Raw genomic sequence first — 25,908 nt, 5'->3', positions numbered from 1 at the left:
TAGTGAGCTCTGGCTCTCGGGAATACAACCCGAGAGCCAGAGCTTTTTTGCGTTGAGGTAAGGTCAGGAAGCATCGTCGACACGTTTCCCACAGGAGGATCCCGGGTGGAGGTCCAGGACACGCGGGTCCAGACAGACCGCGTCCTCACCATCCCGAACATGCTCAGCATGGCGCGGCTCGTTGGCGTACCGCTGTTCCTGTGGCTGATCCTCAGGCCGGAGTTCGGTGGTCCGAAGAGCGACGGCTGGGCGCTCCTGGTACTGGCGTTCAGCGGGGTCAGCGACTACCTGGACGGCAAGCTCGCACGACGATGGAACCAGGTCAGCAGCCTGGGCCGGCTACTCGACCCCGCTGCCGACCGGCTCTACATTCTGTCGACTCTCGTCGGTCTGACCTGGCGCGAGATCCTCCCGCTCTGGCTGACCGCGATACTGCTGGCCCGTGAGCTGGTCCTGCTGGTGATGGTGGGCATCCTCAGGCGGCACGGCTATCCGCCGCCGCAGGTGAACTTCCTGGGGAAGGCCGCCACGTTCAACCTGATGTATGCCTTCCCACTGCTCCTGCTCAGTGACGGAACGGGCTGGATCTCGTCACTCGCTGCTATTTTCGGCTGGGCGTTCGCCGGATGGGGTACAACCCTGTATTGGTGGGCAGGAGTGCTTTACGTGGTCCAGGTCCGCCGCCTTGTCCGTGCGGACGCCGTGGCCGATTGACCTCGCTGATTGTGCGCGCAATGTGGCGCGCTGACTCGCAGTGGATAAGTGCGGGACAACTCGGGCGGGGGAGGTCGGCTCGACCGTCGTCTCTTCGAGGAGGACGCTTCCGACATGAAGGCCGTCGTGATGGCCGGAGGCGAAGGCACCCGTCTTCGCCCCATGACCTCTAGCATGCCCAAGCCGCTCCTGCCGGTGGCCAACCGGCCGATCATGGAGCACGTCCTGAGGCTGCTCAAAAGGCATGGGCTCAACGAAACCGTTGTGACTGTCCAGTTCCTCGCGTCACTCGTCAAGAACTATTTCGGTGACGGCGAAGAGCTCGGCATGGAACTCACCTACGCCAACGAGGAGAAGCCGCTCGGTACCGCGGGGAGCGTCAAGAACGCCGAGGAGGCGCTCAAGGACGATGCCTTTCTCGTCATCTCCGGCGATGCCCTCACCGACTTCGACCTCACGGAGCTGATCAATTTCCACAAGGAAAAGGGCGCCCTGGTCACGGTCTGCCTGACCCGTGTGCCCAATCCGCTGGAATTCGGCATCACCATCGTGGACGAGGAAGGCAAGGTCGAGCGCTTCCTGGAGAAGCCGACCTGGGGGCAGGTCTTCTCCGACACGGTGAACACCGGGATCTACGTCATGGAGCCCGAGGTCTTCGACTACGTCGAGGCCGATGTTCCCGTCGACTGGTCCGGTGACGTCTTCCCGCAGCTGATGAAGGAGGGCAAGCCCGTCTACGGCTACGTCGCCGAGGGCTACTGGGAGGACGTCGGCACGCACGAGAGCTACGTGAAGGCGCAGGCCGACGTCCTGGAGGGCAAGGTCGACGTCGACATCGACGGGTTCGAGATCTCCCCGGGCGTGTGGGTCGCCGAAGGCGCCGAGGTCCACCCCGATGCCGTCCTGCGCGGGCCGCTGTACATCGGCGACTACGCCAAGGTCGAGGCCGGCGCGGAAATCCGTGAGCACACGGTCGTCGGGTCCAACGTCGTGGTGAAGAGCGGAGCCTTCCTGCACAAGGCCGTCGTGCACGACAACGTGTACGTCGGGCCGCACAGCAACCTGCGGGGCTGTGTCGTCGGCAAGAACACGGACATCATGCGGGCCGCGCGGATCGAGGACGGCGCCGTCATCGGTGACGAGTGCCTGATCGGTGAAGAATCGATCGTCCAGGGCAATGTGCGGGTGTACCCGTTCAAGACCATCGAGGCCGGTGCGTTCGTCAACACCTCGGTCATCTGGGAGTCCAGGGGACAGGCCCATCTCTTCGGAGCCCGTGGCGTGTCCGGCATCCTGAACGTCGAGATCACGCCCGAACTGGCGGTGCGGCTGGCCGGCGCGTACGCGACGACGTTGAAGAAGGGCTCGACCGTCACCACGGCCCGGGACCACTCCCGAGGTGCCCGTGCCCTGAAGCGGGCGGTCATCTCCGCGCTGCAGGCCAGTGCCATCGACGTCCGGGACCTGGAGAACGTACCGCTGCCCGTGGCGCGGCAGCAGACCGCTCGGGGCAGCGCGGGCGGCATCATGATCCGTACCACGCCCGGAGTGCCGGATTCCGTCGACATCATGTTCTTCGACGGCCAGGGCGCCGACCTGTCGCAGGGCAGCCAGCGGAAGCTGGACCGGGTGTTCGCGCGGCAGGAGTACCGGCGTGCCTTCCCCGGTGAGATCGGGGATCTGCACTTCCCGTCGAGCGTCTTCGACTCGTACACGGGGTCCCTGCTGCGCAATGTCGACATCACCGGCATCGCGGAGTCCGGGCTCAAGGTGGTCGTGGACGCGTCCAACGGCAGCGCCGGCCTGGTGCTGCCGAGCCTGCTCGGCAAGCTGGGCGTCGACTCGCTGACGATCAATCCCGGCCTCGACGAGTCCCGGCCGACGGAGACGGCCGACATGCGGCGCTCGGGGCTGGTCCGGCTCGGGGAGATCGTGGCGTCCTCCGGTGCCGCGTTCGGCGTGCGGTTCGACCCCGTCGGCGAGCGCCTGTCCCTGGTCGACGAGAAGGGGCGGATCGTCGAGGACGACCGGGCGCTGCTCGTGATGCTCGACCTCATCGCCTCCGAGCGGCGCAGTGGCAGGGTCGCGCTGCCGGTGACCACCACGCGGATCGCCGAACAGGTGGCGGCCTACCACGGCACGCAGGTCGAGTGGACGACCACGTCGCCCGACGACCTCACCCGGGTGGGCGGCGAGGAAGGGACGATCTTCGGCGGAGACGGCAAGGGCGGCTTCATCGTCCCGGAGTTCAGCAGTGTCTACGACGGCACCGCGGCCTTCGTGCGGCTCATCGGGCTGGTGGCGCGCACCCAGCTCACGCTCAGCCAGATCGACGCGCGAATTCCGCGGGCGCACGTGCTCAAGCGGGACCTGGCGACCCCGTGGGCCGTCAAGGGCCTGGTGATGCGGCGGGTCGTCGAGGCGGCCGGAGACCGCTCCGTGGACACCACCGACGGCGTGCGTGTGGTGGAGGCCGACGGCCGCTGGGTGATGGTGCTGCCCGACCCCGCCGAGGCTGTCACCCATCTCTGGGCCGAGGGCCCCGACGACGCCTCCGCGCAGGCGCTGCTCGACGAGTGGTCGGCCGTCGTGGACAGCGCCGGACGGTAGAACGAGCGGTACGTGTGCGTGCCGGACAAGTGTCCCCAACGGGGCCTGTCCGGCACGTCGGCAGGGCCGTTCGGAGGTAGTGGCCGCGGCGTGCGACGATGTGCGGCATGCCGCAGCAACCCCCCGTTCGGAGCACCCCCGCGCGGCCCGCGCGCCCGGACGCGTCCATGTCGTTGATCACCAACGTCATGGACCACAGCCTCGATGACGGATATGCCGAGGCCGCCGCACGGAGGAAGGCCGACGGGGACGGCGGTCTGCCGAGAACTCTCAGGGCGAAACTGGGTCTCGCCGGCGGCCTGGTGCTGGCCGCGCTGATCGTGACCGTCGGTGCCGCGCAGGCGCGGGTCGAGGCTCCCGTCGTCGCCAAGGAGCGCGAAGAGCTGATCGACCGGATCGATCAGGAGACCGAGACCGCGGACCGGCTCGAGGACAGCGTCGACGAGCTGCGCGCCGATGTGAGCGCACGGCAGCGCGAGGCGCTCCGCGACAGTGGCGGGAACGACCGGTCCGCGCTGATGGGCATCCTGTCGGGCGCCACCGCGGTCCACGGGCCCGGTGTGCGGCTCGTGGTCGACGACGCCAAGGACACGAGCGCGGGCGGTGACGGCGACGCCCGGTCGACCTCGGGATTCTCCGACACCGGGCGGGTCCGCGACCGCGACATGCAGCGGGTGGTCAACGGCCTGTGGGAGTCGGGGGCCGAGGCCGTCTCGATCAACGGGCAACGGCTCACCGCCCTGTCGGCGATCAGGGCCGCGGGAGACGCGATACTGGTCGACAACAGACCGCTGGTGCCGCCCTACACGGTGCTGGCGGTGGGGGACGGCGGTCGGCTCAGTGACCGCTTCCAGAACAGCCCGGACGGGCTGTATCTGCACGCCCTGCAGGAGAACTACGGCATCCGGACGGCCATCTCCGTGGAGGACGAGGTCCGGCTGCCCGCCGCACCGAGCGTGACCGTACGTACCGCACAGCCGATAACCGAGAAGGGCACATCGTGATCGCCGTACTGGGCCTCGTCGTGGGAGTCGTGGCCGGACTGTTGGTCCGGCCCGAGGTTCCGGCGGTTGTCGAGCCTTACTTGCCGATCGCCGTCGTCGCGGCGCTCGACGCCGTGTTCGGAGGGCTCCGCGCCATGCTCGACGGCATCTTCGACGACAAGGTCTTCGTGGTGTCGTTCCTGTCGAACGTCGTCGTCGCCGCGCTGATCGTGTTCCTCGGCGACAAGCTCGGCGTGGGGGCCCAGCTGTCCACGGGTGTCGTGGTCGTCCTCGGCATCCGCATCTTCTCCAACGCCGCGGCGATCCGCCGGCACGTGTTCCGGGCGTGAGGCCGATGAGTCAGCACGAGCACGACGAGTCCACGCGTCCGTCGGTGTCACCGCCCAGGACCGCTCCCGAGTCCCCGCCGCCGGCCGGACTGCGCCGGGAGCTGCCCGCGGAGGTGCCCGCCCCCGCGGCTGCGCGGCAGGACGTTCCGCAGGAACCGGGCGGTCCGGCGCTGACCGGGCGGCAACGGCTGGTGAAGGGGCTGTGGCCGCCGCGGGTGACCCGGGCGCAACTCATCGTCGCCCTGCTGCTGTTCGGACTCGGCTTCGGTCTGGCCGTCCAGGTGGCCTCCACCAGCGACACCGACAGCGCGCTGCGCGGGGCGCGCCAGGAAGATCTTGTGCGCATCCTCGATGAACTGGACGACCGCACGGAGCGTCTTGAGGACGAGAAGCAGGGACTCGAGCAGCAGCGCGACGAGCTGGAGAACAGCTCCGACCAGGCGGAAGAGGCCCGGAAGCAGACGATCGAGAAGGAGCGCCAGCTCGGCGTCCTCGCGGGCACCGTGGCCGCGCAGGGGCCGGGGATCACGATGACCATCGAGGACACGAAGGGGACGGTCGAGGCGAACATGCTGCTCGACGCCGTCCAGGAGCTGCGCGCGGCCGGTGCCGAGGCGATCCAGGTGAACGGTGTGCGGGTGGTGGCGGGCACCTATCTGACGGAATCGGGGAACGGGGTCGGCGTGGACGGGAACAAGATCACCGCGCCCTATCGTTTCAAGGTCATCGGCAAGGCGCAGGACCTCGAGCCGGCGCTCAACATCCCCGGAGGCGTGGTGCAGACTCTAGAGAAGGAACAGGCCACCGTTACCGTGGAGCGGTCAACCAAGATCGTCGTGGATGCCTTGCGGGCGGCGAAGCGGCCTGACTACGCTCGGTCGTCCTCCCAGTGAACCGGGGGTGCATGGGGGGTGTCCGGCGAGGGCATGAGGTTGCGGGGGGTCGGCGCACCGAATGGGTGGTGCGTGGTGGAAACTGTCTGGCGGAGGCGGACGTTGTGAAGATGTCCGGGTCGGCCAATGTGTTCAGTCAGGGTTCGTCCTGCCCCACGGGCGGGTCTGTTTCGGTCAAGGGGAATCGCCCGTGAAGTTGTTTGCGAAGTTGTTCGGCAAGAGCGCGCGGCGAGAGGGCAGCGAGAACGCGACCGCTCGTCACCGCGCACAGCCTGACGCGGAAGGCCAGCGTCCGCTGTTCCGGGACCAGGTGGGTCAGGGTGCGCCGTCCGTTGACCCCGCGCAGTCGGGCGGCATAGGTTTCGGGCAGCCGTCGACCTCAGGTGCGGGTGGTGGGTACTCCGACCCGTACGCGTCCCAAGCCCCCGGTGGGCAGCCGCGGCAGGAGGATCCGTCCATGTCGGCCCTGGTCTGTACGAGGTGCGGCAACCGCAACGCGGAGAACAGCCGCTTCTGCTCCAACTGCGGCGCCCCGCTGCGCCCCGGAGTGGCCCCGGAGCGCCCCTCGGAGACGACGTCCACGATCTCGATCTCCGGTCTTGAGGCCTACGACGCCGAGGCCACCGGCCAGACGCCGATGCCGACGCTCTCGCCCGAGGCGCAGGCTGCCGTCGACGCGCTGCCGATGGGCTCCGCCCTCCTGGTCGTGCGCCGCGGGCCGAACTCGGGCAGCCGCTTCCTGCTGGACGGCGACCTGACCACGGCCGGGCGTCACCCGCAGAGCGACATCTTCCTGGACGACGTGACGGTCTCCCGCCGACACGTGGAGTTCCGCCGCAGCCCGGACGGCTCGTTCACCGTGGCCGACGTCGGCAGCCTGAACGGCACCTACGTCAACCGTGAGCGGATCGACCAGGTCGCCCTGTCCAACGGCGACGAGGTGCAGATCGGCAAGTACCGGCTGGTCTTCTACGCGAGCCAGCGGGGCTACTGACCGCCCCGGACTCCGTCCGGGGAACTTCGGGGAAGGTCCATGCTTCAGACACCGAGCGGCGGTGCCGGCAACGGCGCCGCCGCGACGGGCACCGGGCTGATGAGCATCGGCGCGGTGCTGAACGTGCTGCGCGAGGAGTTCCCCGAGGTCACCATCTCCAAGATCCGTTTCCTGGAGACGGAGGGGCTGATCGAACCGCAGCGGACCCCGTCGGGGTACCGCAAGTTCAGCGCCGGGGACGTCGAGCGTCTCGGTCATGTGCTGAGGATGCAGCGGGACCACTACCTGCCGCTCAAGGTGATCCGTGAGCACCTGGCGGCCATGGAGCGCGGAGAGGCCGTCCAGCTGCCGGCGCTGAGCCGTCCGGGTGATGGTGAGGCCGCCAGGGAACCGGCCGCGGACGGGCCCACCGCGGCCCGTGTCGGGCGTGCTCAGCTGCTCGCGGCCGCGGGCGTCGACGAGGCCGAGCTCACCGAGTGGGAGTCGTACGGGCTGCTCGCCCCGGTCGAGGGCGGGATGTACGACGCCGAGGCGGTGACCGTGGCCGGGCTCATCACCGAGCTGGGGCGGTTCGGGATCGAGCCACGTCATCTGAGGGCGATGAAGGCCGCCGCCGACCGGGAGGCCGGCCTGGTGGACCAGGTCGTCGCCCCGCTGCGGCGCCACCGCAACCCGCAGACCCGGGCGCACGCCGAGGCCCGTACGAAGGAGCTGGCCGCGCTCACGGCGGGACTCCACGCGGCGCTGGTGCGGTCGGCGCTGGGTGTGCGGCTGCCCTGAGGGGAGCGGGCGGAGGGCCGGATCGGCCACCCGTTCCCTGCCCGACTACCCAAACGTCCCGGGCACGGCCTAGGGTTGCTGTGTGAACGAGCTCGATGTCGTAGGTGTCCGGGTCGAAATGCCCTCCAACCAACCGATCGTGCTGTTGCGTGAAGTGGGCGGCGACCGCTACCTCCCCATCTGGATCGGACCCGGGGAGGCGACGGCCATCGCCTTCGCCCAGCAGGGCATGGCACCCGCACGGCCGCTGACCCACGACCTGTTCAAGGACGTGCTGGAAGCCGTCGGACAGGAGCTCACGGAAGTCCGTATCACCGACCTGCGCGAGGGCGTCTTCTACGCGGAGCTGGTCTTCGCCAGCGGGGTGGAGGTCAGTGCCCGTCCCTCCGACGCCATAGCGCTGGCCCTGCGCACCGGCACGCCCATCTACGGCAGCGACACGGTGCTCGACGATGCCGGGATCGCCATTCCCGACGAGCAGGAGGACGAAGTGGAGAAGTTCCGCGAGTTCCTCGACCAGATCTCGCCGGAGGACTTCGGAAGCAGCAACCAGTGAGCGGATGCGGTCGCCACCGCGTCAGCCGGCCGCGACGCTCCCCTCGGGGCATTCGGCTAGCCTTTCCCCGTGGTGGGGCACGTTAAACCACTCTTAGGGTGATTATCACTCGGCGTGCCGAGTGTGGCGATCGTTGACGCACCCTTGGTGACTGCCTACCGTCGAGGAGGCAGGTCAAGGACGGAGGTCGGCGTGAGAAGCAGCGGCGACGGTACGGCTGGGGGTGCCCCCGGACCCGGTTTCGGGGCGAGCGGGCCGTATCCTCCCCAGAGCTCGCGGCTCCGTGCGGGAGGGGCGTATCGGGTGCAGGGCAGCACGATCGATCACGTTCCGCAGCGGCCGACGGCCGTGCTGAGCGGCGGAGGGGCGGCGGCCATGACGTCCGAGGAGGTCGGCTACCGGGGGCCCACGGCCTGCGCCGCCGCCGGCATCACCTACCGGCAGCTGGACTACTGGGCCCGCACCGGGCTGGTCGAGCCGAGTGTGCGACCGGCCCACGGGTCGGGGACCCAACGTCTGTACAGCTTCCGCGACGTCGTCGTGCTGAAGATCGTCAAGCGGTTCCTGGACACGGGCGTCTCCCTGCAGAACATCCGCACCGCCGTGCAGCATCTGCGCGAGCGAGGCTTCAGCGACCTGGAGCGCATGACGCTGATGAGCGACGGGGCCACGGTCTACGAGTGCACCTCGCCCGACGAGGTGCACGCCCTGCTCCAGGGCGGCCAGGGGGTCTTCGGCATCGCGGTGGGAGTGGTGTGGCGGGACGTCGAGAGCGCGTTGTCTCAGCTGCACGGGGAGCGCATCGACACCGGGGAGACCCTGGTCGGCCACAACCCGATGGACGAGCTGGCGCGCCGGCGCAACAAGGCCGTCTGAGGCGCCGCCCGGCGGTTCCTGGCCCTCCGGGGAGGGCGTTGTCAGTGGCGTAGGGCAGCATCGGACATGTGAGATCCGCGCCCACGATCCTGCATCTCGACATGGATGCCTTCTTCGCCTCGGTGGAGCAGGCGTCGAAGCCGAGTCTGCGCGGGAAGGCCGTCGTCGTGGGCGGGCTCGGACCGCGTGGTGTGGTCGCCACCGCCTCGTACGAGGCGCGGGTCTTCGGCGTCCACTCGGCGATGCCCATGGCCCAGGCCCGGCGGCTGGCGCCGAACGCCGCGTACCTGGTGCCGAGGTTCGCCCTCTACCGGTCGATCAGCGAGCAGGTGATGGGGCTGCTGAGGGCCGTGTCGCCGCTGGTGGAGCCACTGAGCCTGGACGAGGCGTTCGTGGATCTGGAGGCCGGTGGTACCGCCTGGGACGAGCGGTCGGCCCGCCTGGCCGGGTCGAAACTCCGCGCGGACATACGGGCGGTGACGGGGCTCACCGGATCGGTGGGACTGGCGGCCTCCAAGATGCTCGCGAAGATCGCGTCGGAGCAGGCGAAACCGGACGGGCTGGTGCTGATCGAGCCGGGGACGGAGCGGGCGCTGCTGGGGCCGCTGTCGGTCCGGACCCTGCCGGGCGTGGGCCCTGCGACCGGTGACCATCTGCGCCGGGCCGGGATCCACACGGTCGGCGAGCTCGCCGAGGCGGGGGAGGACGAGCTCGTACGGCTGCTGGGCCGGGCCCACGGGCACGCGCTGTTCGCGATGGCCCTGGCGCGCGACGAGCGGCCGGTGGTGGCCGAGCGGGAGACGAAGTCGGTGTCCGTCGAGGACACCTACGACGTGGACATCCACGACCGGGGGCGGGTCGGGGCGGAGGTGCAGCGGCTCGCCGACCGGTGTGTGCGCAGACTGCGCGGGGCGGGCCTGTCCGGGCGGACCATCGTGCTGAAGGTACGGCGGTACGACTTCTCCACGCTGACCCGGTCGGAGACCCTGCGCGGACCCACCGACGACCCGGCCGTGGTGCGGGAGGCCGCGGCACGGCTGCTGGACTCGGTCGACACCACGGGCGGGGTGCGGCTGCTGGGGGTGGGGGTCAGCGGACTGGCCGACTACACGCAGGAGGATCTGTTCGCACAGGCGGCGGGCGGCGGTGTGAGGGAGGCGGCCGGCGAGGAGCCCGAGGCCGTGCCCGCGGCGGAGAGCCCGGCGCCCGCCGAGCGGCGCTGGCCGGCGGGACACGACGTACGGCACGCCCTCCACGGGCACGGGTGGGTGCAGGGCAGCGGACTGGGCCGGGTCACGGTGCGCTTCGAGACCCCCGACTCGGAGCCCGGCCGGGTGAAGACCTTCCGCGTCGACGACCCGGCCCTGGAACCGGCGGAGCCGCTGCCGCTGGTGTCACGGGGACCGGGGGAGAGCGAGGGCGTGCGGGCCGGCGGGGGGAGAGGGCCGGGGAGCGGGTGAGCGGGGCGGGTCAGACCTGCTTGTCCTTCCCCGCGAGCCTGCCGAAGTCGCGGTCCGGCAGGGCGGGTGGGGCGGCGACGTCCAGGCCGTAGTGGTGGTAGAGCTGGAGCTCCTGCTCGGGGGAGAGGTGGCGGCCCACGCCGAAGTCGGGAGCGTCCCTGATCAGGGCGCGTTCGAACGGCACGTGGAGGGCGCCGTCGATCAGCTCGCTGGGTTCCAGGGGGACGAAGGCGTCCCTGCTGAACAGACCGGTGCGTATCGCCGCCCATTCCGGTACGCCGGTGGCGTCGTCGAGGTACACCTCGTCGATCGTGCCGATCCGGGTTCCGTTGCGGTCGAACGCCTTGCGGCCGATCAGATGGCGCGGATCGATGTCGGTCTGCACGGGCCCTCCACTGGTCGCAAACTCATCCGTAAGCACTACAGAACGGCACAATCGGCGGCGCGGCCACTCGAGGTCCCGGCGCGGTGCTCGCTGGTAGGCTGGCAATCGGCCGCTGACCCCGTGCGGGAGAGTCCTCCAGGCACCATCGGAGGCGCCGAAGGAGCAAATCCTCCCCGGAATCTCTCAGGCACACGTACCGCACGGACGAGGTCACTCTGGAAAGCAGGGCGGGTGTCGACGGCTTCCGCTCTCACCGACGGTGAAAGCCGGGTCCCCCACGGGCGGTCCGGTGAAGCTCTCAGGTTGAGATGACAGAGGGGGAGGCCGTCCGGGCACCTGCGCCGTGGTGCCCCTCGAAGGTCGTCGGACCAGGAGGCCTCCTCAATGACCGCCCCTCGCACTCCGCTCTCCGAGCTCGAACAGGGAATTCCCTTCGAACAGCGCCACATAGGCCCCGACCACGAGGCCCGGGCCAAGATGCTCGCCCAGGTGGGGTACGGCTCGCTGGACGAGCTGACGGCCGCCGCCGTGCCGGATGTCATCAAGAACGCCGACGCGCTGGACCTTCCGGGCGCGCGGAGCGAGGCCGAGGTGCTGGCCGAGCTGCGGTCGCTGGCCGACCGCAACGAGGTGCTCGGCTCCATGATCGGGCTCGGGTACTACGGCACCTTCACCCCGCCGGTCATCCTGCGCAACGTGATGGAGAACCCCGCCTGGTACACGGCCTACACGCCCTACCAGCCGGAGATTTCCCAGGGCCGGCTCGAGGCGCTGCTGAACTTCCAGACCGTGGTCGCCGAGCTCACCGGACTGCCGACCTCCGGCGCCTCCCTGCTCGACGAGGGCACCGCCGCCGCCGAGGCGATGGCGCTGTCGCGGCGCATGGGCAAGAACAAGAAGGGCCTGTTCCTGGTCGACGCGGACGCCCTTCCGCAGACGATCGCCGTGATCGAGACCCGCGCCGAGCCGACCGGCGTCGAGGTCGTCGTCGCCGACCTGAGCGACGGCATCCCCGCCGGGCTCGCCGAGCGCGAGATCAACGGTGTGCTGATCCAGTACCCGGGCGCCTCCGGTGCCGTGCGTGACATCAAGCCGGTGATCGACCAGGCGCACGGGCTCGGCGCGCTCGTCACCGTCGCCGCCGACCTGCTCGCCCTCACCCTGCTGAAGTCGCCCGGCGAGCTGGGCGCGGACATCGCGGTCGGCACCACCCAGCGCTTCGGTGTGCCGATGGGCTTCGGCGGACCGCACGCCGGATACATGGCCGTGCAGGAGAAGATGGCGCGGAGCCTGCCCGGGCGCCTCGTCGGCGTCTCCGTCGACGCGGACGGGCACAAGGCCTACCGCCTCGCGCTGCAGACCCGTGAGCAGCACATCCGCCGCGAGAAGGCCACCAGCAACATCTGCACCGCTCAAGTACTGCTCGCCGTCATGGCCGGCATGTACGCCGTCCACCACGGTCCGGAGGGGTTGCGGATCATCGCCCGGCGCACCCACCGGTACGCCACGATCCTCGCCGAGGGGCTGCGGGCCGGCGGAGCCGAGATCGTGCACCGCTCGTACTTCGACACGCTGACCGTGCGCGTCGCCGGGCGGGCCGCCGAGGTCGTCGCCGCCGCCCGCGACAACGGCGTCAACCTGCGTCTCGTCGACGCCGACCACGTCTCGATCGCCTGTGACGAGACCACGACCAGGGCGCACCTCTCCGCAGTCTGGAGCGCCTTCGGCACCGAGGGCGACATCGAGGCCCTGGACGCGGCCGCCCGGGACACGCTGCCGGACGCCCTGCTGCGCAACGACGAGTACCTGACGCACCCCGTCTTCCAGCAGCACCGCTCGGAGACCGCGATGCTGCGCTACCTGCGCCGCCTCGCCGACCGCGACTACGCGCTGGACCGCGGCATGATCCCGCTGGGCTCCTGCACCATGAAGCTCAACGCGACGACCGAGATGGAGCCGGTCACCTGGCCCGAGTTCGGGCAGCTGCACCCCTTCGTGCCCGCCGAGCAGGCGCAGGGCTACCTCACACTCATCCGCGAGCTGGAGGAACGTCTCGCCGAGGTCACCGGCTACGACAAGGTGTCCCTGCAGCCCAACGCCGGTTCCCAGGGTGAGCTGGCCGGTCTGCTCGCCGTGCGCGGCTACCACCGGGCGTGCGGCGACGAGCAGCGCACCGTCTGCCTGATCCCCTCCTCCGCGCACGGCACCAACGCCGCCAGCGCCGTGATGGCCGGGATGAAGGTCGTCGTGGTCAGGACGTCCGACGACGGTGAGATCGACGTCGCGGACCTGCGGGCGAAGATCGCGCAGTACCGGGACGAGCTCGCGGTGCTCATGATCACGTACCCTTCGACGCACGGTGTGTTCGAGGAGCACGTCGCCGACATCTGCGCGGAGGTGCACGAGGCCGGCGGCCAGGTGTACGTGGACGGCGCCAACCTCAACGCCCTGGTCGGTCTGGCGAAGCCGGGTCACTTCGGCGGCGACGTCTCCCACCTGAACCTGCACAAGACCTTCTGCATCCCGCACGGCGGCGGCGGCCCCGGCGTCGGCCCGGTCGGCGTGCGGGCGCATCTCGCCCCGTACCTGCCGAACCACCCGCTCCAGCCGGAGGCCGGGCCGGAGACGGGCGTCGGGCCCATCTCGGCGGCGCCCTGGGGCTCGGCGGGCATCCTGCCCATCTCCTGGGCGTACGTCCGCCTCATGGGCGGTGAGGGGCTCAAGCGGGCCACGCAGGTGGCCGTGCTCAGCGCCAACTACATCGCCAAGCGCCTGGAGCCGCACTACCCCGTGCTCTACACCGGTCCCGGCGGGCTGGTCGCGCACGAGTGCATCATCGACCTGCGCCCGCTGACCAAGGCGACCGGTGTGAGCGTGGACGACGTGGCCAAGCGCCTCATCGACTACGGCTTCCACGCGCCGACGATGTCGTTCCCGGTGGCCGGCACGCTGATGATCGAGCCCACCGAGTCCGAGGACCTGGCCGAGCTCGACCGTTTCTGCGACACCATGATCGCGATCCGTGCGGAGATCGAGAAGGTCGGCTCCGGCGAGTGGCCCGCGGACGACAACCCGCTGCGCAACGCACCGCACACCGCGGCCGCCCTCGGCGGGGAGTGGGACCACGCGTACGACCGTGAGGAGGCGGTCTTCCCGGCCGGGGTGAGCGCCGCCGACAAGTACTGGCCGCCGGTGCGCCGCATCGACCAGGCCTTCGGCGACCGGAACCTGGTCTGCTCCTGCCCGCCGCTGGACGCGTACGAGGACTGACGCACCAGGAGGGCCCCGCTAGCAGCAGGAGCGGGGCCCTTCGCTGTGCCAGGGCGGCCCCTCAGGCCGGGTACGCGTGTGTCTGCGTCGCCTTGACCGCCGCCCACACCGGCGCGCCCGGGTGCAGGTCGAGTTCGGCCGCGGCGACCGTGGTCAGGTCGGCGGCCAGGGACAGTTCGCCGGTGAGTTCCGCGCGGATCTGGTCCCCGTGGGTCTCCAGTCCGGCCACCGCGCAGCGCCAGAGGTTGCGGGCGCTCGATCCCGTGGGCCGGTCCCGGTGCAGGGTGACGGCGCCGGGCGGGAAGGCCACGAACACCGGCCCGGAGAGGTCCTCCGTGGTGCTGACGGCGGGCCCCGCGTCGAGCCGCACCGTGTGGCCGTCGCCCTGCCCGCGGTAGAGGTTGAGGCCGACGAGCTGGGCGATGTACTCGGTGCGCGGGTGGCGGGCGATGTCGGACGGCGTGCCCTCCTGCACGATCCGGCCCCGCTCCACGACCACCAGGCGGTCGGCCAGCACCATGGCGTCCAGCGGGTCGTGCGTGACCAGGACCGCCACGGCCTCGAAGGCGGCCAGATGACGGCGCAGCCGTGCCCGCACCTCCAGCCTGGTGCGTGCGTCCAGGGCGGCGAGCGGTTCGTCCAGGAGCAGCAGCCGGGGGTGGGTGGCCAGGGCGCGGGCGAGTGCCACCCGCTGGGCCTGACCGCCGGAGAGGTGCCGGGGCCGGGCCCCGGCGTGCTCGCTGAGCCCCATACGGTCCAGCCACGCGGCGGCCCGGGCACGTGCCTCCGCCTTCCCGGCGCCCCGGCAGCGCGGCCCGAAGGCCACGTTGTCGAGGGCGGTCAGATGCGGGAAGAGCAGGTAGTCCTGGAAGACGACACCCACCGGACGGGACTCCGGCGGCGTGCGGTGCAGGTCCGCGCCGTCGAGACGCAGATGGCCCGCGGTGAGGGGCGCCAGGCCCGCCAGGGCACGCAGGGCGGTGGTCTTGCCGGCGCCGTTCGGGCCCAGCAGGGCGACGACGTCGCCGGGCGCGGCGGTCAGCGCGACGTCCAGGTGGAAGGAACCGCGGTCCACCACGAGCCGGGCGTCCAGTCCCTCGGGGCCGGGGCCGGAGCCGGGCCCGGGCATGGCGCCCGCCGGGCCGGGCAGGGTCTCGGGATGCTTGGGCATGGCGTCAGACCGTCCTCATCCAGCGGTCCCGGAGCCCCGCGAGGACGGCGATGGACACCGCCAGCAGGACCAGGCTGAGCGCGATCGCGGCCGCCGGGTCGTTCTGCAGGGCCAGGTAGACGGCCAGCGGCATGGTCTGGGTGCGGCCGGGGAAGTTGCCGGCGAAGGTGATCGTCGCGCCGAACTCGCCGAGGGCCCTGGCCCAGGCGAGCACGGCACCGGCGGCGATGCCCGGGGCGATCAGCGGCAGGGTGACGCGGCGGAACGCGGTGAACCGGGACGCGCCCAGTGTGGCGGCCGCCTCCTCGAAGCGCGGGTCCGCGGCCCGCAGCGTGCCCTCGACGCTGATGACGAGGAACGGCATCGCCACGAACGTCTCCGCGAGGACGACGCCCGCGGTGGTGAACGGCAGGGTGACGCCGAACCACGCGTCCAGCCACTGGCCCACGACGCCGTTGCGGCCCAGCGCGAGCAGCAGGGCGACACCGCCCACAACCGGGGGCAGCACCAGCGGGAGCGTCACCAGGGCACGGAGCAGACCACGGCCGGGGAAGTCGGTGCGGGCGAGCAGCCAGGCCAGCGGGACTCCGACGACCAGGCTCAGCGCGGTCGCCGCCGTGGCGCAGAACAGCGACAGGCGCAACGCCTCCCACACCTCCGGACTGGTCAGCTGTTCGGGCAGGCTGCGCCAGGGAGCGCGGAGGAGGAGGGCCAGGAGGGGCACCAGAAGGAACGCCAGGCCCACGAGGGCGGGCGCGAGGAGGGCGAGCGGGACACCGCGCCCCGGCGGGCGGGGGCGGGCCTTCCGGGGAGTTTCCGCGCCGGTGGTCATGGCTTCAGGAACCCCGCCTCGCCCAGGACCTCCCGGCCCTCCTCCGACCTCACCAGCTCCACGAACGCCGTCGCCCCCGAGGGGTTCGGGGCGTTCTCGAGCCGGGCGATCGGATAGTCGTTGACCGCCTCGGCGGACTCGGGGAACTCCACGCCCTCCACCTTGTCACCGGCCGCGCGTACATCCGTGCGGTACACGACGGCGGCATCCGCCTCCTTGAGTTCGACCTTCGTCAGCGCGCTCTTGACGTCCTGCTCGTAGGAGACCGGTGTCAGTTCGACGCCCGCGGCCGTGAGCGCGGTCCGCGCGGCGGCGCCGCAGGGCACCGTCCTGTCGCACAGCACGACTTTCCGTCCCGGGGCCGACAGGTCGCGCAGGGAGTCGATCCGGTGCGGGTTGCCCGGCTCGGTGGCGATCTGCAGCCGGTTGCGGACGAACGTCCTCGGGCTGCCCGCCGTGTGACCCTCGTCCGTGACGAGTTTCATCGTTCGTGCGCTGGCCGCCGCGAACACGTCGGCGGGCGCTCCGTTGTTGATGCCGGCCGCCAGGGAGTCGCTGCCGCTGAAATTGAAGGTGACCCGGACTCCCGGGTGCTCCTTCTCGAACCGCCGGCCCAGCTCCGTGAAGCTCTCCTTCAGCGAGGCGGCGGCGAACACGGTGACCGTGCCGCTCACGTCCTGTGCGCCCGGGCCGGAGGAGGAGCCGGACGGCGAGCAGGCGCTCAGCGCGAGCAGCACGACGGCCCCGAGGCCGACGGCCCGGTGCGACCGGTGGGCGGAACGGGGCATCGCTGACTCCCTCGACGGGCGGGGGGAAGAGCCCGCACGACCCTCCCCTACGCCGATCATACTGACGCGTCTGCGAGGTTTTCCGTCCAGTCGCCTCGCATGAGCGAGGAAAAGCAGCGACCAGGTGTGCACGCGCGTTCTCGTGAGCGTGCCGTTCCGTTCAAGTGCGGTCGATATGGACGTTTGTCGACTTCACCCGGGCGGTGGCCTCCATACCTACTTCGAGGCCCAGCTCCTCGACGGCCTCGCGGGTGAGCAGGGAGACCAGGCGGTGCGGGCCGGCCTGGATCTCGACCTGGGCGGCGACGTCGCCGAGCTTGATCGCCGTGACGATGCCGGGGAAGGCGTTGCGCGCGGAGGTGTAGGGGGTGTCCGGCTCGGCTGTGCCCGCCCTGGCGAGCTCGACCGAGAAGGCGGCGAGGTCCCGCCCGTCGACGAGCCGCCGTCCACCCTCGTCGCGGTGCGTGGAGATGCGCCCGGCGTCCGCCCAGCGGCGGGCGGTGTCCGGGCTCACTCCGAGCAGCCTCGCTGCCTGGCCGATCGTGTACGACTGCATGCCCGTCACCCTAGGCCGCGGTGCGGGCAGCGGCGGGCCGGGGGTCGGGCGCCGGCCCCTGTTCTCCCGGTGACGCCCGCCCCCCCCGCTCAGGCGGTGGTCAGGCTGGCGCCCCGGGGGCGCTGCGGGGCGATGATCCTGCCGTCGGGGAGGAGCTCGCCGGTGTCCTCGAAGAGCACGACACCGTTGCACAGCAGGCTCCAGCCCTGCTCCGGGTGGTGCGCCACGAGACGGGCGGATTCCCGGTCGGCGGAGTCGGCTGAGGGGCACGGTGGCTGGTGCTGGCACATGGGTGGGTTCTCTCGCTCTGTGGTGACCTGTGAGTCGGCTGTCGTTTCAGTTCCGCGGCGTGAAGCCTCGTTCATGACCGCCCCCCGGTGTGATACGTCGGTCGGAAACCAGTGTTGCCCCACGGACGACGATCCGCAGGGATTTCGCGGCACCGCTCCTCACAGGTTGATGACGCATCACCCGCGCGGACGGTTCATCCCAACTGCACTGTCACTTCGGGTGGTTCGCCGTGGCCGAATGGCGCTGGTCCTCGTGGTTCCGGTTGACGGGGTGTACTCCTCACGTGCCGTCCGCGCCCACGTTCACCAGCGGGGGATCCGCGCCGTGATCCCCGTCCCGGCGGGCCCCCCGGCAGCGGCGCGGCAGCGGTCGTCCACCTTGCCGGACTCCGTCCGTAGGTGCGCGTACGGGCTGGTGATCCCCAGTGGCCCCCACTCGTAGTACTCTCCGTGAAGTGGTGTGGGCGTAGTACTACATCTGGAGTGGTCGATGGTGAGACGGAACGACCAGCGGCGCGCGGCGCTCGTCGACGCGGCGATCGAGGTGCTGGCCCGAGAAGGCGCACGCGGCCTGACCTTCCGGGCCGTGGATGCCGAGGCCACCGTTCCCGCCGGCACGGCGTCCAACTACTTCGCAAGCCGCGACGACCTCTTCACTCAGGCCGGTGCCCGGGTCTACGAGCGGCTCCAGCCCGACGAGGCCACGATCGCCCGCCAGCAGGCGGCCGACCGCGACCCTGAGACCTACGCCGAACTGATGCGCGAGCTCGTCGGCCGCATCGCCTCCTTCCGCACCGGTTACCTCGCGCTGCTGGAACTCCGCCTCGAGGCCACCCGCCGCCCCGAACTTCGCAGGGTCCTCACTGACCGGGTCCGAGCCGACGTCGACGGCAATGTCGCCTATCACGAGGCTTCCGGCCTCCCGGGCGACGCCACGGCAGTCAAGCTGCTCATACTGACGCTGAACTGGCTGATCGTTGAGCAGCTCACCCTGCCGGACGTCTTCACGGAGGAGGAGCGTGAACAACTGGTGACGGCCGCCGTGGAGCGCATCGTGGCGGTGGAGCAGAGGGCTCGATCCGGCACATGAGGCCGCCCGGTTGCAGCGGCAGCAGACCGGACCGGCCCGGGCACGGGCCCGCCGTTGCTTCCCTCCGCCGATCCGGAACGGACGGTCCGGTCCGCATGCCCGTGCCCCGCCGTCCGGGGTGGCCGGACGGCGGGGCACGCGACGCGGAAACCTCAGGCGGGTGAGCCGAGCAGCCGGGTCGGTGTCACCCGGTGTGTCAGCACCGGAAGCAGTTCGGTGACCCGGTGCGGGCGGTGGGCCGCGATGCCGGGCGGCGCCGGCGCGAGGGGGACGAGCAGATCGGTGGCGGCGGGCCGGCCGCCTGTGGCGTCCGCGGTGGGATCGCCGTGCAGCCACAGCGCCAGCATGTAGAGGCCGGGCACCGACAGCAGCCGCGGCTGGTACGGCTGGGCCATGGCCTCGGCCTGGCGCAGGGCGAGCTCGGTGGACGGGATGTACGGACCCTCGAAGAAGCGGGAAAAGGTCCATCCGTCCGCGGTGAGCACGCTGTCCGCGGCGGCCACCGCGCGGTCGCCGGTGCGGATCAGGAAACGCCACCCGGCCAGCCGTGTCGCGGTCCCGCCCTCGGCGGTCACGTGGTCCAGGACGTGGACGGGGAGGGGAAGCTCGGGTGAGACGGGTCCCGGGGCGCCGAGCAGGGAGGGAGTCCGCGCCTCACGCACCGCGGTCGGTGAGGAGAGCGCGGTCAGGACGGAACGCAGTGCGGGCGCGGGAGCCGGGGGGACATGCAGCGGCATGGTGGGTCGCCTCTCATTCGAAGGCACGGTGGCGCGAGGGCGGGGCGTGGCGTGGCGGACGGCGCTGTCTGCTCGCGAAGGTCAGAGAGGCAGGGACCGGGGTCCGAACGCGGGTGACGGGGATGAGAGCTGCCGCACGCCGTCTTCCGGCTGGATCGATCGACCGTGGGCGCCCACCTTCTGCCTTGTGGGCGAAGTTTATACGACGTGTGTTCAGGCTTTGTTTCGGCTAGCTGTTTTCAGTCGGGCCGACAAGGGTACTTCTGGCCGGAGAAACGCGAAAATCATCCCGATTCCAGGCAGGGTGCACGCCGATGACCTCGGATAACGGCCGTCAAGCGGTCGGCCAATTCTCGTCGGCGTTTTTCACGACTTCGCATCCGGCCCGCACCATGCGTTCTGTGCCATGCCCCGTGAATGTGCCACTGGTCTCCATCGACCAGACTAGCGGCCGACAGTGGGGCCCGGGACGTTATCGATCGCATCCGCGGGGCATCCTCCTGTGTGGACCGGGACCCCGGCGGCCGTTCTTCGGTCCGCCCATCCGAGGAGGGACGCTTCGATGGGGGAGAAGGTCGTGGCAGGTCAGTTCGACCTGTCCGATCGCCAGCGCTACCGCGAGAAGCTCCGCAGCTGCCTGACGGGCTTGGAGCGACTCCTGGCGGAGAAGCGGTTCGACCGCCCCAAGAACCTCATGGGGCTGGAGATCGAATTGAATCTCGCGGGCGCCGACGGCATGCCGAAAATGTTGAATGCGCAAGTCCTCGAAAGGATTGCCAGCAGGGACTTCCAAACGGAACTCGCGATGTTCAATCTGGAAGTGAACATCGCGCCCCACCGATTGAGCGGACGGGTTTTCGACCGGCTCGACGAGGAACTGCGCACCTCGCTCGCCTATGCCGACCGGAAAGCCGGCGAGGTGGACGCGGGCATCGTGATGATCGGCATCCTGCCGACCCTGGACCGGGACGACCTCGTCTCCTCGAACCTTTCCGATGTCGACCGCTACGCCCTGCTCAACGAGCAGATCGTGGCCGCGCGCGGCGAGGACTTCACCCTGGACATCGACGGTGTGGAGCGGCTGAGCTGCACCTCGAAGTCGATCGCCCCCGAGGCCGCCTGCACCTCGGTGCAGCTGCACCTCCAGGTCACCCCGGAACGCTTCGCGGGAGTGTGGAACGCGGCCCAGGCCGTCGCCGCGGCGCAGATCGCCGTCGGCGCCAACTCGCCGTTCCTGTTCGGGCGTGAACTGTGGCGCGAGTCGCGGCCGCCGCTGTTCCAGCAGTCCACCGACACCCGGCCGCCCGAGCTGCAGGCCCAGGGCGTGCGGCCGCGCACCTGGTTCGGGGAGCGGTGGGTGACCTCGGCGTTCGACCTCTTCGAGGAGAACCTGCGCTACTACCCCGCCCTGCTGCCGATCTGTGACGACGAGGACCCGCTGGAGGTGCTGGACCGGGGCGGCGTCCCCACGCTCGCCGAACTCGTCCTGCACAACGGCACCGTCTACCGCTGGAACCGGCCCGTGTACGGCATCGCAGACGGCGTCCCCCACCTGCGGGTGGAGAACCGCGTGCTGCCCGCCGGCCCCACCATCACGGACGTCATCGCCAACGCGGCCTTCTACTACGGAGTGGTCCGCGCCCTCGCGGAGGACAGCCGCCCGGTGTGGACCCGGCTGCCCTTCGAGGCCGCCGCCGCGAACTTCGACGCCGCCTGCAAGCACGGCATCGAAGCCCGCCTCACCTGGCCCCGGCGCGGTCGTCTGGGCGGTCTCGGGGAGGTGGACGCGGTCACCCTCGTACGGGACGAGCTGCTGCCGCTCGCCGAGGCCGGGCTGGACGCGTGGGGGATCGAGCCCGCCGACCGCGACCTGTACCTCGGGGTGATCGAGGAGCGGTGCCGGCGGCGGGTGAACGGCGCGACGTGGCAGGCCGCGACCTTCCACCGCGCCCTCGACCTCGGCCTGGGCCGGGACGCCGCCCTGGCGGCCACCACGCGTCGCTACCGGGAGCTGGCGAAACAGGGAGAGCCCGTGCACAGCTGGCCGGTGGGCCTGCCGGAACCGGTGCCCACGGCCTGACCGCGGCGCGGCCCCCCGGCCGCATGCACAGCCGCTGCCCTCATACTGATCGGACCGATCGGTGATGTGGAGGCAGGTGTGCGGGTGGAGGCGGGTACGGGGGCCGATTCCCTTCCTGAGCGGAGACTGTCGCGCAGGACGCTGCGCAACGAGACGCTGCTCGTGCTCGCGCTGTCGCTCGGCGCGAGCGGCGTGTCCGCGCTGATCAGCTTCGTCGGCTCGGTCACCGAACCGGGTGGACTGGAGGATCAGGCGGCCACCCTGAACGCCTCGGCCGCGCCGGGCCGCCCGTGGCTGGACCTGGCCTGGCAGCTCTTCGGGATCACCACGGCGCTCGTACCGGTCGCGCTGGTCGCGCACTTCCTGCTGCGCGAGGGCGCCGGGCTGCGCGTCCTCGGCTTCGACCGCACCCGGCCGTGGTTCGACCTCGGTCGCGGAGCGGCGGTCGCGGCGGTCATCGGCAGCAGCGGCATCGCCTTCTACCTGGCCATGCGGGGTCTCGGCTTCAACCTCACCGTGGTACCGGAGGCGCTGCCCGAGGTGTGGTGGAAGTACCCCGTGCTGATCCTGTCGGCGCTGCAGAACTCGATCGTCGAGGAGGTCATCGTCCTCGGCTATCTGCTGCGCCGGCTCAACCAGCTCGGCTGGACCCCGGGCGCCGCGATGGCGGGCAGCGCGGTGCTGCGTGGCTCGTACCACCTCTATCAGGGCGTCGGCGGCTTCATCGGGAACATGGTCATGGGCGTGGTGTTCGTCCACCTCTACCGGCGCTGGGGGCGCGTGGGGCCCCTGGTGGTCGCGCACACGCTGCTCGACATCGGGGCGTTCGTGGGGTACGCGCTGCTGGCCGGCAAGGTGGACTGGCTGCCGACGGCGTGAGACGGCGAGGGAGGGGTGTGCGGACTGCCGTACGCCCCTCCACCACATAGGCGTCAGACCAGCAGGTCGCCCTCGATGACCGTCACGGCGCGTCCGCTCAGCAGCGTGCGTGCGCCGCGCACCTCGGTGCGGACGCGGCCGGAGCGCGGTGAGGCCTGGAGACCGGTGAGAGCGGGGCGGCCGAGCCGCTCGGACCAGTAGGGAGCCAGCGCGGTGTGCGCGCTGCCGGTCACCGGGTCCTCGTCGATTCCCACGTTCGGGAAGAAACAGCGGGAGACGAAGTCGTAGCCGAGGGCGGGGTTCTCGGCGCGGGCGGTGGCGATGAGGCCGCGCTCGGAGTGGGCGGCCAGCGCCTTGAGGTCGGGCCGCAGGGCATGCACCGTGCGCTCGTCGGCCACCTCGACCAGCAGGTCCCCGATGTTCGGGCCGGTGTCGAACGCCGTCAGGGGCGCGGTACCCAGGGCCTCGGCGACGCCCTCGGGGACGTCGACGGCGGTGAGCGGGGCCGTGGGGAAGTCCAGGGTGACGGCGCCGTCAGCGCCGGGGGTGGCGACCAGGACCCCGCTGCGGGTGGCGAACCGTACGGGACCTCGGTGCGCGCCGGTGCTGTGCAGGACGTGCGCGGTGGCCAGTGTCGCGTGGCCGCACAGTGCGACCTCTACGGCGGGGGTGAACCAGCGCAGCGCCCAGTCGGCCTCGCCGCCGTCGGCGAGCGGGTGCGCGAAGGCCGTCTCGGCGTGGTTGACCTCCAGGGCGACGCTCTGGAGCCAGGCGTCGTCGGGGAAGGCGTCCAGGAGCAGCACTCCGGCGGGATTTCCGGCGAAGGGCCGGTCGGTGAAGGCGTCGACGATTCGGATCCGCATGGCGCGACGGTACGGGCGGCGCGGAGCCGCGGGCCAAGGCCAATCGGAGGGTGGTGGACCGGTCACGGGAGTGTCCGGTCGGCCGAGGGGGTTGTCGCCCGTCGTTCTCCGATATATCGTTGAAGCATCGCGACCGATCAACGATCGAGTGGAGTGGCGACGATGCGTACGCATGGACACGAGCACGGGCACGACGCCCCCCGAGGCGGCTGGGGCGACTTCGAGAGGCTGCGTGCGGCCTTCGGTCCCTTCGGCCCGGGTGGCCCGGGCGGCCCCGGGGGGCCCTTCGGCCCGGGTTTCGGCCACGGGGGTCCCTGGGGCGGACGAGGGCGCGGCGGACCGAGGGGAAGGGCGCGGCGCGGTGACGTACGGGCCTCGATCCTGGCCCTGCTGAAGGACCGCCCCATGCACGGCTACGAGATGATCCAGGAGATCGCCGAGCGCAGCGGCGGGGCGTGGAAGCCCAGCCCCGGCTCGGTGTACCCGACCCTCCAGCTGCTGGAGGACGAGGGGCTCATCATCAGCGAGTCCGAGGGCGGCAAGAAGTTGTTCTCCCTCACCGAGGCCGGCCGTACGGCGGCCGGGGAAGGTCCCGAGGCGCCCTGGGAGGAGGCCTCGCGCGGGGTCGACTGGGAGGCGCTGAGCGAGATCCGGCAGGCCGGCCTCGGCCTGATGGAGGCCTTCGGGCAGGTCTGGAAGACCGGCAGCAAGGGGCAGCGCGAGAAGGCCCTCGCCGTCATCAACGAGGCACGCAAGAAGCTGTACCTGATTCTCGCCGACGAGGACTGACGAAGTTCCCCGAGGGTCGTCGGCACGACAAGGACGGGCGCGGACCCGGCGAAGGGCGTGACGCGGACCGGCGCGCGCCTCTCGGCACCGAACACCCTGATCTCCTCCGCAAGGAGGAGATTCCCGTCCGGGGCGTCCACTTTCCGTGGGACGCCAAGATGCTTCCCGCCGGGGATGTCCGGACGGCACGGGACTGATGGGGTGGGGGACGTGCAACCCCGTATCCCCCGGCCGCAGGCCCAGGAGTTCCAGGAGCAGGGCCCTCATCGCGGCGACAACGATGCCAGGCTCAGCGCCGAGCTGGCGGCGGTGGTCGCCGGGGCCCGCCGCAGGGCCGTCCGGGACGGGGACGGACAGATCGACACGGCCCATCTGCTGCACTCGCTCCTGGAGTCCGACCCCGAGGTGAGGGCCGTCCTCGGCGAGGGGCCCCGGCTCGCCCGGCTGCTCGGCTATCTGGTCCAGCGCAGCATCGGTTACGGCCTGCGCTGGCAGGGCGCGGTGGAGGACTCGGGAAGCGTCCCGGCGGTGACCGTGACGGCGGGCTTCTCCCCGCTGGCGGCGGGCTGCATGGAGTGCGCCCATGGGCGCGCCGCCCGCAACGGCAAAGGCCCGGCACGCGGCACGGACCTGCTCGCCGCGCTCGTCGCGGACCCGCAGGCGCGCGCCGTCGAGGTGCTCGAACGCGCCGGGATCGACCCCCGCGCACTGTCCACCCTGCTCAAGGCGCCGTCCAGTCGGTGAGACAGGTGTCATGGGGGGTGACGCTCCTGTCGGCGCCTGTCATCATGTGCCGGTGCCTACCACTGTCAGTACCCGGAACCACCGTGGACGGGGCGTCGGGCTCAGTCTCGCGCTGCTGTCCGCCGTGGCCTTCGGGGGATCCGGTGTCGCGGCCAAGCCGCTGATCGAGGCGGGCCTCGACCCGCTCCACGTCGTATGGCTGCGCGTGGCGGGCGCGGCGCTCGTCATGCTGCCGCTGGCGGTGCGGCACCGGGGCCTGTTGCGCAGCAGGCCGGGGCTGCTCGTCGGGTTCGGCCTGCTCGCCGTGGCCGGAGTCCAGGCCTGCTACTTCGCCGCCATCTCCCGCATCCCCGTCGGTGTCGCGCTGCTGGTCGAGTATCTGGCGCCGGCACTCGTGCTCGGCTGGGTGCGCTTCGTGCAGCGGCGGCCGGTGACCCGCGCCGCCGCGGTCGGCGTGGTCCTCGCGGTGGGCGGGCTCGCCTGTGTCGTGGAGGTGTGGTTCGGCCTCGGCTTCGACGCCCTCGGACTGCTGCTGGCGCTCGGCGCCGCCTGCTGCCAGGTCGGCTACTTCGTCCTGTCCGACCAGGGCAGCGACGCCGACGAGGCGCCCGATCCGCTCGGTGTGATCGCCTACGGACTGCTGATCGGCGCCGCCGTGCTGACCGTCGTCGCCCGCCCCTGGTCCATGGAATGGTCCGTGCTCACCGGCAGCGCCGAGATGGACGGCACCCCGGTCGCCGCCCTCGTGCTGCTGGGCTGGATCGTCCTCGTCGCCACGGTGACCGCATACGTCACCGGAGTGGTGTCGGTGCGCCGGCTCTCGCCCCAGGTCGCCGGTGTCGTGGCCTGTCTCGAGGCGGTCATCGCCACCGTCCTCGCCTGGGTCCTGCTCGGAGAGCATCTGTCGGCACCGCAGATCGTGGGCGGCGCGGTCGTTCTGGCGGGCGCCTTCATCGCCCAGTCCTCGGCCCCGGCGAAGGCCTCCGCGACACCGGTGGCGGGCGGCGGCCCCGAACGTGAGTTGTCCACGCCGGGAACGACCGCATAAGGTGCTGATCATGCATGCGCGCGCACTCGTTCTTCCGCCTCCCGCCGTCTGAGGCGGGCCCTCCGGTACATCCGCCCCGGCACGTCGCCCGGGGCGTGACGGTGCTGCCCGCAGACGAAGTCCGATGATCCCGCCGCTCCGGCCCCGGCCGGGGCCCCTCCGGGATCCCT

Annotated in this window: 25 protein-coding genes and 1 riboswitch; of the genes, 17 read left to right on the top strand and 8 right to left on the bottom strand. The window is 71.1% G+C overall.

What is annotated here, in order from left to right; translation table 11 throughout:
• Positions 1-105: 105 nt before the first annotated feature.
• From BU52_RS17395 to BU52_RS17350, 10 genes are all read left to right on the top strand, one after another.
• Positions 106-714 carry a CDP-alcohol phosphatidyltransferase family protein gene (locus BU52_RS17395; protein ID WP_037935175.1) on the top strand — a complete coding sequence of 203 codons (609 nt, stop codon included), beginning with the start codon at positions 106-108 and terminating at the stop codon, positions 712-714.
• Positions 715-828: 114 nt separating this feature from the next.
• On the top strand, positions 829-3,324 hold the full coding sequence (locus tag BU52_RS17390) for a mannose-1-phosphate guanyltransferase (protein WP_037935172.1): 2,496 nt from the start codon (positions 829-831) through the stop codon (positions 3,322-3,324).
• Positions 3,325-3,422: 98 nt separating this feature from the next.
• Entirely contained in the window at positions 3,423-4,328 is a 906-nt protein-coding gene (locus BU52_RS17385; protein WP_107061196.1) for a DUF881 domain-containing protein, read from the top strand.
• Positions 4,325-4,657: a small basic family protein gene (locus BU52_RS17380; RefSeq protein WP_003988855.1), complete on the top strand. Its 333-nt coding sequence runs from the start codon at positions 4,325-4,327 to the stop codon at positions 4,655-4,657. The genes BU52_RS17385 and BU52_RS17380 overlap by 4 nt, the downstream gene beginning before the upstream one ends.
• A gap of 5 nt (positions 4,658-4,662) precedes the next feature.
• Positions 4,663-5,550, top strand: a complete 888-nt coding sequence (locus BU52_RS17375) for a DUF881 domain-containing protein (RefSeq protein ID WP_037935167.1) — start codon at positions 4,663-4,665, stop codon at positions 5,548-5,550.
• 61 nt (positions 5,551-5,611) lie between these two features.
• A complete protein-coding gene (locus tag BU52_RS33720) occupies positions 5,612-6,544 on the top strand; it encodes an FHA domain-containing protein (RefSeq protein ID WP_078903295.1) in 933 nt (310 codons plus the stop codon).
• A 39-nt stretch (positions 6,545-6,583) separates the two neighbouring features.
• Entirely contained in the window at positions 6,584-7,324 is a 741-nt protein-coding gene (ftsR, locus tag BU52_RS17365) for a transcriptional regulator FtsR (RefSeq protein ID WP_037935162.1), read from the top strand.
• A gap of 82 nt (positions 7,325-7,406) precedes the next feature.
• A complete protein-coding gene (locus BU52_RS17360) occupies positions 7,407-7,880 on the top strand; it encodes a bifunctional nuclease family protein (protein ID WP_030833746.1) in 474 nt (157 codons plus the stop codon).
• A gap of 303 nt (positions 7,881-8,183) precedes the next feature.
• On the top strand, positions 8,184-8,756 hold the full coding sequence (locus BU52_RS17355; protein ID WP_407702044.1) for a MerR family transcriptional regulator: 573 nt from the start codon (positions 8,184-8,186) through the stop codon (positions 8,754-8,756).
• 68 nt (positions 8,757-8,824) lie between these two features.
• Positions 8,825-10,216: a DNA polymerase IV gene (locus BU52_RS17350; protein ID WP_078903293.1), complete on the top strand. Its 1,392-nt coding sequence runs from the start codon at positions 8,825-8,827 to the stop codon at positions 10,214-10,216.
• A 10-nt stretch (positions 10,217-10,226) separates the two neighbouring features.
• Here the strand turns inward: BU52_RS17350 and BU52_RS17345 are convergent, their stop codons facing one another.
• Positions 10,227-10,601, bottom strand: a complete 375-nt coding sequence (locus BU52_RS17345; protein WP_037935156.1) for a PRC-barrel domain-containing protein — start codon at positions 10,599-10,601, stop codon at positions 10,227-10,229.
• A gap of 113 nt (positions 10,602-10,714) precedes the next feature.
• A riboswitch (glycine riboswitch) is annotated at positions 10,715-10,810 on the top strand.
• Positions 10,811-10,985: 175 nt separating this feature from the next.
• Between BU52_RS17345 and gcvP the strand changes: the two genes are divergently transcribed.
• Entirely contained in the window at positions 10,986-13,871 is a 2,886-nt protein-coding gene (gene gcvP, locus BU52_RS17340) for an aminomethyl-transferring glycine dehydrogenase (protein ID WP_037935154.1), read from the top strand.
• A gap of 61 nt (positions 13,872-13,932) precedes the next feature.
• On the opposite strand, the gene BU52_RS17335 is transcribed toward gcvP, so the two are convergent.
• From BU52_RS17335 to BU52_RS17315, 5 genes are all read right to left on the bottom strand, one after another.
• Positions 13,933-15,000, bottom strand: coding sequence for an ABC transporter ATP-binding protein (locus tag BU52_RS17335; RefSeq protein ID WP_200881208.1), 1,068 nt, complete (start codon positions 14,998-15,000; stop codon positions 13,933-13,935).
• Between the two features lie 46 nt (positions 15,001-15,046).
• Positions 15,047-15,874: an ABC transporter permease gene (locus BU52_RS17330; RefSeq protein ID WP_037935146.1), complete on the bottom strand. Its 828-nt coding sequence runs from the start codon at positions 15,872-15,874 to the stop codon at positions 15,047-15,049.
• A complete protein-coding gene (modA, locus tag BU52_RS17325) occupies positions 15,871-16,662 on the bottom strand; it encodes a molybdate ABC transporter substrate-binding protein (protein WP_037935144.1) in 792 nt (263 codons plus the stop codon). Before modA ends, BU52_RS17330 begins: the two co-directional genes overlap by 4 nt.
• Positions 16,663-16,822: 160 nt before the next feature.
• Positions 16,823-17,218 (bottom strand): TOBE domain-containing protein, encoded by a 396-nt coding sequence (locus BU52_RS17320; RefSeq protein ID WP_037935141.1) that lies wholly within the window; start codon positions 17,216-17,218, stop codon positions 16,823-16,825.
• Between the two features lie 89 nt (positions 17,219-17,307).
• Positions 17,308-17,508, bottom strand: coding sequence for a DUF5999 family protein (locus BU52_RS17315; protein WP_037935139.1), 201 nt, complete (start codon positions 17,506-17,508; stop codon positions 17,308-17,310).
• Between the two features lie 490 nt (positions 17,509-17,998).
• Between BU52_RS17315 and BU52_RS17310 the strand changes: the two genes are divergently transcribed.
• The gene (locus BU52_RS17310) at positions 17,999-18,598 is read left to right on the top strand and encodes a TetR/AcrR family transcriptional regulator (RefSeq protein ID WP_037935135.1); all 600 of its coding nucleotides are present in this window, start codon (positions 17,999-18,001) and stop codon (positions 18,596-18,598) included.
• Positions 18,599-18,750: 152 nt separating this feature from the next.
• Here BU52_RS17310 and BU52_RS17305 read toward each other — a convergent pair whose 3' ends face one another.
• Positions 18,751-19,335 (bottom strand): hypothetical protein, encoded by a 585-nt coding sequence (locus BU52_RS17305; protein WP_037935132.1) that lies wholly within the window; start codon positions 19,333-19,335, stop codon positions 18,751-18,753.
• Between the two features lie 562 nt (positions 19,336-19,897).
• On the opposite strand from BU52_RS17305, the gene BU52_RS17300 reads away from it, so the two are divergent.
• Both BU52_RS17300 and BU52_RS17295 read left to right on the top strand, forming a co-directional pair.
• On the top strand, positions 19,898-21,415 hold the full coding sequence (locus BU52_RS17300) for a glutamate-cysteine ligase family protein (RefSeq protein WP_037935130.1): 1,518 nt from the start codon (positions 19,898-19,900) through the stop codon (positions 21,413-21,415).
• Between the two features lie 78 nt (positions 21,416-21,493).
• Positions 21,494-22,294 carry a CPBP family intramembrane glutamic endopeptidase gene (locus tag BU52_RS17295; RefSeq protein ID WP_037935127.1) on the top strand — a complete coding sequence of 267 codons (801 nt, stop codon included), beginning with the start codon at positions 21,494-21,496 and terminating at the stop codon, positions 22,292-22,294.
• Positions 22,295-22,347: 53 nt separating this feature from the next.
• Here the strand turns inward: BU52_RS17295 and BU52_RS17290 are convergent, their stop codons facing one another.
• Entirely contained in the window at positions 22,348-23,157 is an 810-nt protein-coding gene (locus BU52_RS17290; RefSeq protein ID WP_037935123.1) for a PhzF family phenazine biosynthesis protein, read from the bottom strand.
• A 162-nt stretch (positions 23,158-23,319) separates the two neighbouring features.
• On the opposite strand from BU52_RS17290, the gene BU52_RS33715 reads away from it, so the two are divergent.
• The 3 genes from BU52_RS33715 (at position 23,320) to BU52_RS17275 (ending at position 25,738) form a co-directional block, all read left to right on the top strand.
• Positions 23,320-23,946: a PadR family transcriptional regulator gene (locus BU52_RS33715; protein ID WP_078903292.1), complete on the top strand. Its 627-nt coding sequence runs from the start codon at positions 23,320-23,322 to the stop codon at positions 23,944-23,946.
• Between the two features lie 210 nt (positions 23,947-24,156).
• The gene (locus BU52_RS17280; RefSeq protein ID WP_037935207.1) at positions 24,157-24,690 is read left to right on the top strand and encodes a Clp protease N-terminal domain-containing protein; all 534 of its coding nucleotides are present in this window, start codon (positions 24,157-24,159) and stop codon (positions 24,688-24,690) included.
• 46 nt (positions 24,691-24,736) lie between these two features.
• The gene (locus BU52_RS17275; protein ID WP_037935118.1) at positions 24,737-25,738 is read left to right on the top strand and encodes an EamA family transporter; all 1,002 of its coding nucleotides are present in this window, start codon (positions 24,737-24,739) and stop codon (positions 25,736-25,738) included.
• Positions 25,739-25,908: the final 170 nt, after the last annotated feature.

It is taken from the genome of Streptomyces toyocaensis (assembly GCF_000725125.1).
In the GTDB taxonomy this organism is placed as follows: Bacteria; Actinomycetota; Actinomycetes; order Streptomycetales; family Streptomycetaceae; genus Streptomyces; species Streptomyces toyocaensis.
This window is presented reverse-complemented; position numbering and strand designations above follow the sequence as displayed.